We start from the raw sequence: 13,680 nt of genomic DNA, 5'->3' as shown, positions 1-13,680 counted from the left end.
TTCAGTTATTTCTTCAAAGAGTTAATAATTAATGTTCTTCAGATGCCATCGACAGATAAACAATCGTTAGAACCATGAAAATAAAGGCTTGTAACGTAATAATCAGTATGTGGAATATCGCCCAAGGGAGGCTTAATAACCACTGTGACCACCACGGTAACAGACCAGCAATAAGAATAAAGATCAGTTCACCTGCATACATGTTACCAAACAGTCGAAGACCGAGTGAAACAGGTTTTGATAGCAGGCTTACCCCTTCCAGAATCAAGTTTACAGGAATAAAAATTGGGTGATTAAAAGGCTGTAAAGTCAGCTCTTTAGTAAACCCTTTTATGCCCTTCATCTTAATGCTGTAGAAGAGAATCAGGATAAATACACCAATAGCCATCGAAAGAGTAATACTTACGTCAGCAGTTGGAACTATGCGCAACGCAGGTAACCCTAAGATGTGTTCACCGATATAAGGGATGAAGTCGATTGGTAATAAATCCAGGGCATTCATTAACAGCACCCAAACGAACACAGTCAATGCCAAAGGTGCAATGACCTTGCTCTTTCCGTGATACATATCACGGACGCTGCTATCAACGAAACCGATGATCATTTCTACTGCAGTCTGGAATTTTCCCGGTACGCCACTGGTTGCTCTTACTGCTACTTTTCTAAACAGCCATAGGAATAATGCTCCCATTAATACTGAAAAGAAAAGTGAGTCAATATTTAACACCCAGAATGATGGCGCATTTTCAGCATGGGGATTGACCAACTCGAAAGTACGCAGGTCCAACTGAAGGTTATTCAGGTGGTGACCTATGTAGTCTCTAGTGGTTAATGCTTCTCCTGATGCAGACATGATGCCAATTACCCTTTTGTTGTTAAAAACGCTAACCGTTAATGACGGCTGGTGCAACGACCTGCATAACAAGCACCGCTAAGTAGGTCATGACCAGAGGTGCAAATGCCGCTTTAAACACTCCTAAAGCAACTATCAGCAAGGCTATTGATAATATAACCTTCAACCCTTCACTGAAAGCAAAAAGCCAGTTTATGCGAACTGGAGCATCTTCTTCTGTTGCTTTTTGTAAACGGATTAATAATAAAAAAGCAATATTGGGTAACCAACATGCTATTCCGCCTAAAAAAGCTGAAAAGCTCCAGTCTGTACTCTTTAAGTAGAAACCCGCACTGAGAATAACAAAAGTCATAAACTGCAATAATAACAGTTTCAGTGCAACTTTCCCGCTGTAGAGGGAGACAGACATGACGTTTGTATTCTCCAGACTAGCTATCGTAAAAGGTATTACTGAATGATGTATCAAACTGTCTTTGCTATAAAGTGTCAAGTGACAAAAACGAGCAAATTATACGGGGCGTGGCAATGAATTCAATCAATAAGTAGCGAAAAAGTGAAGATTAATTTAAATTTCTTACCAAGGTTCCATTTATGAAAAATGATTAAGAACAAAAAGAGTAAAAATAATAGGGAAGAATAAAATAATTAGTGTGATTTAGCTCACAAATATAAAAGTATAAATAAAGCTTATTTCATAAAAAACATAACAGAGTTAACAAATAACTCCCCTTTTATGAACAAATTACTGTCAATTGGAAAATAATTAGCCAATTTTTAATTAAATAAATTCAATATTTTTATAAGGCACAGAATTATTAATTTATTTTAGAAATAAAAATAAAAAAATAGTGGTTGCATCGCCAATTAAATTAAAAGATACGAATATGTTACTTTATTGTAATAAACAGGTGAAAATTAAATTTATATTGCCTTATCACTAAAGCAAATGGCGATAACATTGTAAATGTTATCGCCAGAGCACAAAAAACGAAAAAAAACAGCAGTGCTGATTAAATAATCACCAAATGACGTTGTTCATTCAATTCTGGTATTACTAAACTAATTACTTTTTCAGGTGCTTTTAACCCATTTTTCGAAAGTTCATCAAGCTCTTCTTGATGAATTTGTCCTTTTAATGCATAAAAATGACCACGCTCTTCAGTGACTAAATGAGAACACCAAGAGAGCATATCTTTCATTGATGCAAATGCGCGACTAATAACACCATCAAAAGGCAGCTCAGGTTGGTACTCTTCAACACGATACTGCACAGGTTCAATATTGCTGAGATTTAACTCATGCTGTACCTGTTTCATAAAGCGAACTCGTTTACCCAGGCTATCAAGTAACACAAAATGGTGATCGGGGCGCATTATTGCTAGTGGTATTCCGGGTAATCCAGGACCTGTACCAACATCAATAAAGCGTTCGCCTTCAAGATATTGACTTACCACAATGCTATCGAGAATATGGCGAATAATCATCTGAGCGGGATCTCTCACCGAGGTCAGGTTATAGGCCTTATTCCACTTATCAAGCATAACCACATAACCCGTTAGCTTTTCAGCTTGAACATCCGTTAGCTCAATATTAGCTTGCTTAGCCAGCTTTTTTAGCCGATTAAGTAAGTCACTCATGATGCACTCCTGCGCAGTAAACCTTGTTTCTTCAGCCAAACTAATAAAATAGAGATAGCCGCTGGTGTAACACCCGAGATCCTTGACGCTTGACCAATAGATGTCGGTTTGTGATCGTTAAGCTTAGCGATTACTTCGTTAGATAATCCACTGACTTGTTTATAGTCCAGATCAATCGGTAAAGAAGCATTCTCGTTACGTAATTGCTTTGCGATCTCTTCTTGTTGACGATTAATATAGCCTTCGTATTTAACTTGAATTTCAACTTGTTCTGCTGCTTGTGGTTTTGAATCATCAATACCAGGAGCAAAACGAGACAGTTTTTTTAATACGTCATAAGTCATTTCGGGGCGACGCAGTAAATCTTCACCATTGGCTTCTTTGGATAAAGGAGCTTTTAGTAATTCATTGATTTCTGAAAGGTTATCCGCTTGAGGATGTACCCAAATATTTCTTAAACGTTGACGCTCTTTTTCAACTAATTCAACTTTTTCACTAAATTGAGCCCAGCGATTATCATCAACCATTCCTAGTTCACGACCAATCTCGGTTAAACGTAAATCAGCGTTGTCTTCGCGTAGCATCAAGCGATATTCGGCACGAGAAGTAAACATGCGGTACGGTTCTTTTGTACCAAGAGTACAAAGATCGTCAACAAGAACACCAATGTAAGCTTGATCACGACGAGGAAACCAACCTTCTTGGTCAAAGGCATAACGAGCAGCATTAAGTCCTGCTAACATGCCTTGTGCTGCTGCTTCTTCGTAACCTGTTGTGCCGTTAATTTGTCCAGCAAAGAATAGACCATTAATAAATTTACTTTCTAAGGTCTGTTTTAGATCTCGGGGATCGAAGAAATCATATTCGATAGCATAGCCTGGTCGGATGATCTTCGCATTTTCCATGCCTTTCATCGAATTAACTATCTGCATTTGAACATCGAAAGGAAGACTGGTTGAAATCCCATTCGGATAAATTTCATTGCTAGTTAAACCTTCAGGCTCTAAAAAGATCTGGTGTGAGTTACGATCGGCAAATCTCATCACTTTATCTTCAATAGATGGGCAATAACGCGGTCCTATTCCTTCGATGATCCCAGCATACATTGGGCTACGATCTAAATTATTACGAATAACATCATGCGTTTTTTCGTTGGTATAAGTGATATGGCAAGGCATTTGTTCAGGATGCTGATCCACATTACCTAAAAACGAGAAAACAGGCATAGGATCATCGCCTAACTGAGGTGCTAGTTGGCTAAAATCAATGGTTCTTGCATCAATACGTGGTGGTGTACCTGTTTTTAGTCGACCAACACGCAGTGGTAATTCGCGTAAACGATGTGATAGCGATACTGAAGGTGGATCACCCGCTCGACCACCACTGTAATTTTCTAAACCAATGTGAATTTTACCATCAAGGAAAGTACCAACCGTTAACACAACTGATTTAGCACGGAATTTTAATCCCATGCGAGTAACAGCACCTGTTACTTGTTCATTTTCAACAATAAGATCTTCAACAGGTTGTTGGAAAATCATTAAATTAGGTTGATTTTCGAGTGTGGTACGTATTGCTTGGCGATAAAGAACTCGGTCAGCTTGTGCTCTAGTCGCTCTAACTGCTGGACCTTTGCTAGCGTTTAACGTTCTAAATTGAATACCAGCATGGTCAATAGCGGTTGCCATTAATCCACCCATGGCATCAATCTCTTTTACCAGATGCCCTTTACCTATCCCACCAATAGCTGGGTTACAAGACATTTGGCCCAAAGTATCAATATTGTGGGTCAGTAATAGGGTTTGACGCCCCATACGAGCTGCAGCCATAGCGGCTTCTGTACCGGCATGACCACCACCGATCACAATGACGTCAAAGTGTTCTGGATAAAACATGTGTGAACCTTAAATGTTACGAATGCTGAATGTGTTGCATTGGGAAAATGAATTCTACTCAACTTTTGCTGAGATACAAGTTAACGAATCCGTAGGTAATTATTTAAAGATCTTTTTATTTAAAGATCTCTTTATTAGATCTTTTATTAAGGAAGCGATCCTCTGTGGATAAGTGGATTTTCCATTTAAAGATCATAAAACTGTAAAGGATCATATACTGTGAATGATCCGTGATCTATCTGCTGATAAGCTGGGATCAAAATGGCTAGTTATGCACAGGTCAATTAATGATAGAAGCTTATACAATGGATAACTACCGGTTAACCCCTGCTTTTAAGCATAGTTATCCACAGCTGACTGCTTCTTTTTTGTTCGATTTAAAGCAAATTTTTCCAAGACGCCAACCATTCTTCGGCTGGATCTTCAGGAATGTCATATTTCTGTATATCTATTTCTAGGGTAGATCCTAAACGAATCGCACCTTTTTGCGTTAATTTTTGATCCAGTGTTCTTATGGCACCACAAAAAGTGTCATATTCACTGCTACCTATTCCAATAGCACCGTATTGCACCTTACTTAGATCAAGATCATCGGCGGATATTTCATTAGCAAATGGCTGTAAATTGTCAGGGATCTCTCCTGCACCATGTGTTGAAGTAACCACCAGCCAGATCCCTTCATGAGGAAGATCATTAAGTGAAGGTCCATGGTGCAATGAGATCTCAAATCCACCTTCAGATAAGATCTCACTGAGGTGTTCTGCTACATATTCAGCATTACCCATAGTACTGCCACTAATTAGAGTGACTTTTTTCATTAATGATCTCCTTATGTTCAAGACGCGCTATTGTACGCTGTGAATCACTTGGGATCTACCTGTGGATAATGTGGTTATAAAAAAAAATAACAATTTATCCTTATGGCTTGATAGTCCTTATTATCGGGTTTTGCAAAGAGATCAGGGTTTCTGTAGATTGGATTTCGTCTATAGTTTGAATTTTGTTGATAAGTACGTCTTGCAATGCCTCAATACTTCTACACATTACCTTAATAAAAATACTGTACTGTCCTGTTGTATAGTAGACCTCAACCACTTCGTCTAACTTATCTAACTTATCTAGTGCTGTATGGTAGTCTTTAGCACTTTTTAAAATAATGCCAATAAAGCAGCAGACATCAAACCCAAGTTGTTTTTCACTAATATCGACTCGAGTACCTGTAATAATTCCCGCTTGCTTCATTTTTTCAACACGAACATGAATTGTGCCGGGGCTAACTGCGAATTTTTTAGCTAATTCAGCGTAAGGTGTTCTCGCATTCGCCATTAATGCGTGAAGTATGTCACGATCAAGATTATCGATCTGATAAATATTGTCCATAAACCCCCCTTGTTTTTAACGATAATGCAATTTTATAGCGCTATTTTTAACGATTTAAAATAGGCAAGGCTATTTTTAATGAAGTATATTGAATTTAGTACCCATTTTGTTGCTTAATCTATATTAGCAAAACGCAACACCACCACTAGGGACATAAAAATGGAAAAATCATTCATTCAGACTCAGCAACAAATTAGCTTTGTTAAATCATATTTTTCACGCTTGTTGGAAAAAGAATTAGGACTGATTGAAGTTCAAGGACCGATCTTAAGTCGCCTTGGTGATGGAACTCAAGATAACTTATCTGGGCATGAGAAGGCTGTACAAGTTAAAGTCAAATCTTTGCCAGATTCTACATTTGAAGTTGTCCATTCATTAGCAAAATGGAAACGTAAAACATTAGGTCGTTTTGGATTTAGTTCTGGTCAAGGTTTATATACACATATGAAAGCCTTGAGACCGGACGAAGATCGCTTAACTCGGATCCACTCTGTTTATGTTGATCAGTGGGACTGGGAAAAAGTGATGGAAGCTAAGGAACGCACACTTCCTTATCTTAAGCAGACAGTGGGTAAAATCTATCAGGCAATAAAAGAAACTGAAAAAGCCGTCAGTGAAGAATTTGGTCTGGCACCGTTCCTGCCAGATCAAATTCAATTTATCCACACTGAAGAACTGCTACGCCGTTATCCTGATTTAGATGCAAAAGGTCGCGAAAAAGCGATAGCTAAAGAGTGTGGTGCTGTTTTCTTAATTGGTATCGGTGGCAAACTCTCTAGTGGTGAATCTCATGATGTAAGAGCACCTGATTATGATGACTGGACAACACCAAACGAAGATGGTTTTGAAGGATTAAACGGGGATATTTTAGTTTGGAACCCTGTCCTACAAGATGCGTTTGAACTCTCTTCAATGGGAGTTCGAGTTGACCCTGAAACATTAATGCGTCAATTAACATTAACGGATGATGTAAAACGTCTTGAATTAGATTGGCACCAAGCATTAATGCACGGCGATATGCCGCAAACTATTGGTGGCGGTATTGGTCAATCCCGTTTAGTGATGTTGTTACTGCAAAAAGAACACATTGGACAAGTTCAATGTGGCGTATGGGAAAAAGAGACTCGTTTGTCTTTTGTCGATATGCTGTAATTATTGACGCCAACGTCTAAGTAAACGACTTTTTAACCCAGTATCAAAGCGCCATATATGATCAAAAATCTTCATGATGCTGGGTTTACCGTAATTGGATAGGGTAACCGCATGGAAGCGATTGTGCTGTTGCTGTTGGCTTTTTTTGATTTTGTTGATTAGGTTTTCGGGTAACCTTTGGGCAACAAAGTCAGAAATAACAACAGCATCAGCATCTTTCCATTTTGGGCTATTAAGCTTTTCCGCTACATTCTCCATACAAGCACTTAAATCAGTTCCGCCTCTAAAGGTTTGATTTAAAAACTTAATTAGCTCTTGTAATCCTTGAGGAGAAGATAACTGATAATGAATTATTTCTGTTGAAAAAAGCATGACATGGCATGAGCGGTTATCGGCAAGTGCGATTTTCATTAATGCTAAACCAAAGGCTTTGGCACACTGCTCATTAAACCCCCCCATCGAACCTGAAGTATCAATACAAACAACAAAAGGTCCTCTTGGACGCTCTTCATCATGATGATGGGTTACTGGGCGCAATACGGTGCGTTCTTGCCAGTTATCACCTTGTAAGCGGTAAGTATTAAGCTGTTTTTCTATTAATTTTCGGTAAAACTCATACTCTATTTCACTGACGCCTAACAAGGCGAGTTCAGTAGGAAGAAGACGCAGAATATCATCACTAAGACCAATGCCATTTACTTGTTCCGGCGTGGTATCAGGTGCCTTTTCTACTATAGTAATAGGTTCAAAGATAACACTCTCTTCAGGAAGTGATTTTGCTGTTTTACTGCGACCTAACAAGCTAGCAAGTTTGTGTAACTCTGGTTGTTGATCGAGAAAATCACTATATCGCTGAACTATTTTTTCATCATAAGGCGTTTTTGTTAGAACACCTTTACTCATATCCCATAAGCGACCAGCCGCTCGTTCATTTTCAGCAAAGGTATTACTTAAGCTACCACTTAATGCAAGACGTTCTTGAAGTTCTGCTAAAAGTTGTTCTTGCTCTTGTTCAAATAACATTTTATGCACAGTTGTAACTTGAAATATTAAGCTAATGCGCCAACGTTGAATAAATAGCGCTTGTTGTGCTGCTGTGAAAGGGGCGTTGTTTTTACATAATTGAGATGCTTCTTCAGTAAAAGAAGATTCTAATTTATTTAACTCAATAAGGATCTGTGCGGTTTTTTGGTTAAATAGTGCATTACCTAAGGATTGTGTTTGTTGATAAAGTGCAAACTCATCGGCAATCATAGTTGGAACTACGGTTTCTTTTACTCGCTGCTGTAAACTTTTTTTCCACTGATGGATATCTTTTAATAGTGCTTTTTTTAATCTTGGATGCTTTTCAAAAAAAACAGCTAATTGAGGAGAGGCGAGTAATGCCACAATAACTTCTTCTATCAACTGCCCTTCATTAATTGCTAAAAGCATATCTATTGTTGAAAGTGTTAACATAATATTGTCACTTTATTTGGCTTTTTAATTGTGCCAGCTTTTCGTTTAACTGAACAAAACTCTGCTCAATAGAAATAAGCCAATCATCATTAATAAATAGATTTGGTTGGTGATGATTAAATTTTTCTTGTTCGCTATAAATTTCTTGAGCTAGGTTTTTTAACTTATCTTGCCACTCTTTATTATCTTCAATTGTTGTGGTTGTTGTTTCTTGTTGTTGATAAAGAGAGGTTGTTCGGCGACTGACATCAAGAATTTCTAATACACCATCTTGGCGAATTTGAGCTGTAATTGGTTGTGGAAAACCAATACCATTTAAACGAGCAGATAATTCATCACCTTTGGTTAAAAAACTTTCCAGTGATTTTTGTTCAATAGTAATAAAATTAACTTGAATGCTGTGTATATGCAGGGGAATGTGTAAAAACAGCGTAAATTTATCAGCCTGCATTTTTTCTGGTAGGTTGAAATGAACATTTCTCCCAAACATGCCACTTTGTTTTTCAAAGCGAAATGCCTGTTGGTCTTGTTTGCTTCTTGTCGATTGCATCCACTCAGCCCAGAGCGTTTCTGTTTTTCTTATTAATTCCAGCTGGTGGTAGGCTTGCTCGGCTAATAAACTGTGCAATAATTTATCAAGTAGGGCGAATGATGCTTGGTCATGCCAAAGACAATCGCGTAATAAGATAAAATCAAGAGGTGAAATAGCACTACGACCATTAAAAAATGCACTAGCTTGTAAAAGGCGTACTGCTTTTTTCCATCGTCTATCAGAAACATAAGGTGCAGCATCACTTTTTTCTAATGATTGTCTTAGTTGATAAATTAAATCAAATAGATGGTCATCTAGTGTGATTTTTTCTAACTCGGATTGCCAGTAAGTAAACTCTTCTGCCGTAATCTGCACTTTTTCTGGAATATGAAAAGACTCAATCTCTTTATTTACGAGTAATGCACGAAAATTTTTCTTCTCTTGAACTGGGGTTAACCAAATTCTGACCAGCATTCGGTCATAAAGCGCTTCAAGGCTGCTATCGGAATCAGGTAATTCATTTGAAGCCGAAACTAAAAGGCGCATAGGAATTGCTATTTCAGCTTCGCCATTACGAAATTTACGTTCATTTATTGCGGTTAATAATGTGTTGAGGATTGCAGGACCCGCTTTCCATATTTCATCAAGAAAAACAATTTCAGCATCAGGAAGGTAGCCTTCAGTTAAACGCTGGTATTTTCCTTCATCTTTTAGAGCTTGAATGGACAATGGTCCAAAAATCTCTTCTGGAGTAGAAAAACGAGTCATTAAATATTCAAAAGCCTTCGCATTTTTAAAAGCTTCTTTCATTCTTCTTGCTATAAGGCTTTTAGCTATACCAGGAGGACCAAGTAGAAAAACACTTTCTCCACTTAATGCGGCAAGTAGGCAAAGGCGAATCGTTGATTGGCGCTCATAAAGACCTGTTTCAAGGTATTGGCTTAATTGTGAGATCCGTTCTGCTAATTGCATAAAAACTCCTAGTAAGGGTATTTATTATTGCTCTTAAAAGAAAATATCAGAAAACGAAGTGCGATATACAGCTAAACATTCAATTTATACTCCTTTCGTTTATAACAAAAATCGATTCAGCTTTATACCGCTTATTTTTGGTTCTTTTTTGTTTTTACAGCGAAACGTTTCGATGGTGATCACGTTTTTTCATTTATGTTGCTGAGATGATCGGTTTAAAATATTGAGTGTCACTTATGCTATCCATTTAGAACCTATCACCCAGCGAGTAAGGAAAAATAATGCAAGCAAAGAAACTTGTGATTTTAGGTAGTGTTAATGCTGATCATATTCTTAATGTTGCCAATTTTCCGCTTCCTGGTGAGACTGTTTCAGGGAACCATTTTCAAATGGTCTTTGGTGGAAAAGGGGCTAATCAGGCCGTTGCTGCAGGGCGTTGCGGTGCTAATATTACCTTTCTTGCATGCTTAGGTGATGATGATATTGGTAAAAAAGCGAAAGCACAGTTATTAACAGATAATATTGATATCAATAGCATTGAATTTATTGAAAACGAAGCAACGGGTGTTGCTCTTATTTTTGTTAATCAGCAAGGTGAGAATGTTATTGGTATTCATGCGGGAGCGAATGGTCGATTAGATACTGAATATGTAGAACGCCATGCTCGTGTTATTAAAGGCGCTTCAGCTTTATTAATGCAGCTTGAATCACCACTTGATTCTGTTTTAAAAGCAGCAGAATTTGCCAAGCAAGAACAAGTGCAAGTTATATTAAATCCAGCACCTGCTCAGGCTTTACCTGATGAGTTACTTTCTTTAGTTGATATTATTACACCAAATGAAACTGAGACTGAATATTTAACAGGTATAAAAGTTATCGACGATAAGAGCGCACAAGAGGCTGCTAATATCTTACATAATAAAGGTATTGGTACGATTCTAATTACTTTAGGTAGTCGAGGTGTTTGGGTAAGCCAGATTGGTCATTACGGCTGCCTTGTTCCTGCTTTTAAAGTTAAAGCTGTAGATACTATTGCTGCTGGTGATACTTTTAATGGTGCATTTATTACAGCGTTATTAGAAGGTCAGCCCATGATGTCTGCAATTAAGTTCGCTCATGCCGCCGCTGCTATTGCTGTAACGCGCCCTGGAGCTCAACCTTCTGTACCTTGGCGTGATGAAGTGGATGCTTTTTTATCTGCGTCTTTATAGTTAGTTAAGTTTTTATAAAAAAGAGAGCTAAGGCTCTCTTTTTTATTCGGCATCATCAAGATAGCTAGGCTTTTCTCTTTTTATTCGTCAGATTATCGCCATCGTGTTTATCTAGTAATAAGAAGACAAAAGAAGATAATAAAGTAATGACACCCACTGTAATAAAGGTGTAATGGAAGTTATCTACCGTAGTGCCTACATTTTCAGTATCAAAATAGCCTAAAATAGATGCACTGACAGCAATGCCAAAACTAATTGCTAGTTGTTGAGTGACGGCTAATACGCTATTTCCTGAACTCGCATTATTGTCAGTTAAGTCAGCCAATGAAATAGTGTTCATTGACGTAAACTGAATCGACATAAAAATGCCCAATAGAAAAAGTGGTAACACAAGATAATAGACTGACATACCTGGTGATTGTAATGAGAATTGCGCGATCATAATGCCGATAATAATGGTGATAGCAAAAAGAGTGCGTCGATAACTAAATTTCACCAAAATATGGGTAACAAAAGATTTAGCTAGTATAGAGCCTAATGCCATTGGCGCCATCATCATTCCTGAAACAATGGCTGGGTAACCAAATCCCACTTGTAGCATAAGTGGCATTAAAAAAGGAATACAGCCTGTACCTAATCGAGTTGCAATATTACCTGCAATACCGACAGAGAATGTTCGAGTTTTAAATATATTTAGTGGAATAAGTGGTTGCTGGTGGTGTCTTGCATGGTTGATATATAGCATTAATAGAAAGAATCCCCCCAAAATTACTGCAATAGGGATATAACGAGAAATTGCTTTATCACCAAAAAGATCAAGGCTGACAGAAAGCATTACTAATCCAAAACCAAAAAAAACAAAGCCGAGTAAATCAAATTTACGCTTTGGCATCGTAAAATCTGGCATATGTTTAATGGCATAAAAAATACCAAGTAATCCGATAGGAATATTAATAATAAATATCCAATGCCAAGAAGCATAAGTAACGAGTATTCCACCTAATAGAGGTCCTGCGATGGGACCAACAAGCCCCGGCATCGTAACAAAATTTAGAATTGGCAGTAGTTCACTACGAGGATAGGCTCTTAATAAAGCAAGACGAGCAACCGGCATCATCATCGCACCACCTATTCCTTGCAGTATACGTGATACGACAAGAGAGGTTAGGTTAGGAGAAAGAGCACAGAATAATGATCCTATAGAAAATAGAGAGACAGCAATAATAAATATTTTTCGAGTACCAAATCTATCTGCTAACCACCCACTAACCGGAATTAATAATGCCACAGTGAGCGTATAGCTGATTACAGCAGATTGCATTGCCAATGGAGAGTGGTTAAGACTCCTTGCTATATCAGGCAGTGCTGTATTGAGTATTGTTGCATCAAGCGCCTGCATAAAAAAAGCCATCGCGGCTATCCAAGGCAATCCTGACATATTTTTGGCGGATTTAAACATAAAAATATATACCGTCTTTGCTTTCTATTTATTTACCCTTCTATTATAAGCAGAGAACTCATTTAGTTTGTATTAAAACTATTCAATCACTCGTTAGTAATATTAAACATAGATCACGTGCGCTATTTCCGTCACCATCAATAATAGCTTGAACAATTTGGTTGTGCGTTTCTGGTTGAACGGTTTCATTACCCACTATAAGGTCGAAGTACTTTTTATAAGCAGAGAGAAATAGTGAGCCAAAAGAAGCAAAAAATGGATTACCGCTAGCTTGGTAAATAAGATAGTGAAATTGGGTATCAATATCTAACCAGTGCTGGCGATCAAAATGCTCATCAAGTAATTGCATTTCTTTGCCAAATAAAGAAAGAGATTGTTTTTGTGCTTCTGTTGCATTAAATGCGGCTAAATAACATGCTTGAGGTTCTATTGCTAAGCGGACATGATGGAAATAGTGACTCACTTTGTTAAATTCACCGCTATCAATCCACCAAGTAAGAAGATCATTATCTAATAAGTTCCAATTTTGCATTGGTGTAACGCGTGTACCGATCCTTGGACGGGGTAAAAGCATACCTTTTGCCGCTAACATTTTTATCGCTTCGCGTATAACGGTTCTACTTACTGATAACTGCTCTGCCAGTTCTATCTCTCCTGGTAATAAAGATTCTGGCTCATAAGTAGCAGAAAGGATTTGTTTACCTAGTTTTTCAGCAACAATATAAGAAAGATTCTTTTGAGAAGCTGAACGTTGTTCGCTAAATTGCATAATAAAAGTTACCTATACCATAATTTGTTTCTTATATTACGTGAGTCAGAGATGGAAAGCTGTTTGGATTTCACGCTATCAGCATAAAATTAGAGCGTTTTTTCTCAAATTGTTGAAAAAAAAAGCGAACGAAAATTAATTTCAAAAAAAGGCTTGCGCTAATCCGAGATCTCCCTATAATGCGCATCCACTGACCCACGATGAGCTGACAACAGCCTCGAAGGAAAGTGAAGAGAAAAGAAAAAAGTTTGAAAAAACTCTTGACTCTTCAGAGGAATAACGTAATATACGCCTCCTCGCAACAACGCAGAAGACCGGAAACGGCAGCCATTGTTGCACTGCTCTTTAACAAATTATCAGAC

Annotated in this window: 12 protein-coding genes; 2 read left to right on the top strand and 10 right to left on the bottom strand. The window is 37.8% G+C overall.

What is annotated here, in order from left to right; all coding sequences use genetic code 11:
• Positions 1-28 precede the first annotated feature (28 nt).
• The 6 genes from atpB to asnC form a co-directional block, all read right to left on the bottom strand.
• The gene (gene atpB, locus ABN099_RS14535) at positions 29-853 is read right to left on the bottom strand and encodes a F0F1 ATP synthase subunit A (protein WP_072071088.1); all 825 of its coding nucleotides are present in this window, start codon (positions 851-853) and stop codon (positions 29-31) included.
• A 31-nt stretch (positions 854-884) separates the two neighbouring features.
• Positions 885-1,262 carry a F0F1 ATP synthase subunit I gene (gene atpI / locus ABN099_RS14530; RefSeq protein ID WP_349464617.1) on the bottom strand — a complete coding sequence of 126 codons (378 nt, stop codon included), beginning with the start codon at positions 1,260-1,262 and terminating at the stop codon, positions 885-887.
• Positions 1,263-1,863: 601 nt separating this feature from the next.
• Positions 1,864-2,490: a 16S rRNA (guanine(527)-N(7))-methyltransferase RsmG gene (gene rsmG / locus ABN099_RS14525; protein ID WP_349464616.1), complete on the bottom strand. Its 627-nt coding sequence runs from the start codon at positions 2,488-2,490 to the stop codon at positions 1,864-1,866.
• The gene (gene mnmG / locus ABN099_RS14520; protein WP_349464614.1) at positions 2,487-4,385 is read right to left on the bottom strand and encodes a tRNA uridine-5-carboxymethylaminomethyl(34) synthesis enzyme MnmG; all 1,899 of its coding nucleotides are present in this window, start codon (positions 4,383-4,385) and stop codon (positions 2,487-2,489) included. The genes rsmG and mnmG overlap by 4 nt, the downstream gene beginning before the upstream one ends.
• A gap of 377 nt (positions 4,386-4,762) precedes the next feature.
• A complete protein-coding gene (gene mioC / locus ABN099_RS14515) occupies positions 4,763-5,203 on the bottom strand; it encodes an FMN-binding protein MioC (protein ID WP_349464613.1) in 441 nt (146 codons plus the stop codon).
• 100 nt (positions 5,204-5,303) lie between these two features.
• Positions 5,304-5,765 (bottom strand): transcriptional regulator AsnC, encoded by a 462-nt coding sequence (gene asnC / locus ABN099_RS14510; RefSeq protein WP_349464611.1) that lies wholly within the window; start codon positions 5,763-5,765, stop codon positions 5,304-5,306.
• 159 nt (positions 5,766-5,924) lie between these two features.
• Here asnC and asnA point away from each other — a divergent pair, with 159 nt between their 5' ends.
• Entirely contained in the window at positions 5,925-6,917 is a 993-nt protein-coding gene (asnA, locus tag ABN099_RS14505; RefSeq protein ID WP_349464609.1) for an aspartate--ammonia ligase, read from the top strand.
• On the opposite strand, the gene viaA is transcribed toward asnA, so the two are convergent.
• Entirely contained in the window at positions 6,918-8,375 is a 1,458-nt protein-coding gene (gene viaA, locus ABN099_RS14500; RefSeq protein ID WP_349464607.1) for an ATPase RavA stimulator ViaA, read from the bottom strand.
• Between the two features lie 7 nt (positions 8,376-8,382).
• Positions 8,383-9,879: an ATPase RavA gene (gene ravA / locus ABN099_RS14495; RefSeq protein ID WP_349464605.1), complete on the bottom strand. Its 1,497-nt coding sequence runs from the start codon at positions 9,877-9,879 to the stop codon at positions 8,383-8,385.
• Between the two features lie 281 nt (positions 9,880-10,160).
• Here ravA and rbsK point away from each other — a divergent pair, with 281 nt between their 5' ends.
• On the top strand, positions 10,161-11,090 hold the full coding sequence (rbsK, locus tag ABN099_RS14490) for a ribokinase (RefSeq protein ID WP_349464604.1): 930 nt from the start codon (positions 10,161-10,163) through the stop codon (positions 11,088-11,090).
• A gap of 64 nt (positions 11,091-11,154) precedes the next feature.
• On the opposite strand, the gene mdtD is transcribed toward rbsK, so the two are convergent.
• The gene (gene mdtD, locus ABN099_RS14485; protein ID WP_349464603.1) at positions 11,155-12,549 is read right to left on the bottom strand and encodes a multidrug transporter subunit MdtD; all 1,395 of its coding nucleotides are present in this window, start codon (positions 12,547-12,549) and stop codon (positions 11,155-11,157) included.
• Between the two features lie 82 nt (positions 12,550-12,631).
• On the bottom strand, positions 12,632-13,318 hold the full coding sequence (locus ABN099_RS14480) for a FadR/GntR family transcriptional regulator (protein WP_349464602.1): 687 nt from the start codon (positions 13,316-13,318) through the stop codon (positions 12,632-12,634).
• Positions 13,319-13,680: the final 362 nt, after the last annotated feature.

This window comes from Proteus hauseri, assembly GCF_040139125.1.
In the GTDB taxonomy this organism is placed as follows: domain Bacteria; phylum Pseudomonadota; class Gammaproteobacteria; order Enterobacterales; family Enterobacteriaceae; genus Proteus; species Proteus hauseri_B.
This window is presented reverse-complemented; position numbering and strand designations above follow the sequence as displayed.

Bases quoted from the DNA above. Each gene is read 5' to 3' on its own strand.
- atpB (WP_072071088.1), bottom strand. From the start codon at position 853: ATGTCTGCATCAGGAGAAGCATTAACCACTAGAGACTACATAGGTCAC.
- atpI (WP_349464617.1), bottom strand. From the start codon at position 1,262: ATGTCTGTCTCCCTCTACAGCGGGAAAGTTGCACTGAAACTGTTATTA.
- rsmG (WP_349464616.1), bottom strand. From the start codon at position 2,490: ATGAGTGACTTACTTAATCGGCTAAAAAAGCTGGCTAAGCAAGCTAAT.
- mnmG (WP_349464614.1), bottom strand. From the start codon at position 4,385: ATGTTTTATCCAGAACACTTTGACGTCATTGTGATCGGTGGTGGTCAT.
- mioC (WP_349464613.1), bottom strand. From the start codon at position 5,203: ATGAAAAAAGTCACTCTAATTAGTGGCAGTACTATGGGTAATGCTGAA.
- asnC (WP_349464611.1), bottom strand. From the start codon at position 5,765: ATGGACAATATTTATCAGATCGATAATCTTGATCGTGACATACTTCAC.
- asnA (WP_349464609.1), top strand. From the start codon at position 5,925: ATGGAAAAATCATTCATTCAGACTCAGCAACAAATTAGCTTTGTTAAA.
- viaA (WP_349464607.1), bottom strand. From the start codon at position 8,375: ATGTTAACACTTTCAACAATAGATATGCTTTTAGCAATTAATGAAGGG.
- ravA (WP_349464605.1), bottom strand. From the start codon at position 9,879: ATGCAATTAGCAGAACGGATCTCACAATTAAGCCAATACCTTGAAACA.
- rbsK (WP_349464604.1), top strand. From the start codon at position 10,161: ATGCAAGCAAAGAAACTTGTGATTTTAGGTAGTGTTAATGCTGATCAT.
- mdtD (WP_349464603.1), bottom strand. From the start codon at position 12,549: ATGTTTAAATCCGCCAAAAATATGTCAGGATTGCCTTGGATAGCCGCG.
- ABN099_RS14480 (WP_349464602.1), bottom strand. From the start codon at position 13,318: ATGCAATTTAGCGAACAACGTTCAGCTTCTCAAAAGAATCTTTCTTAT.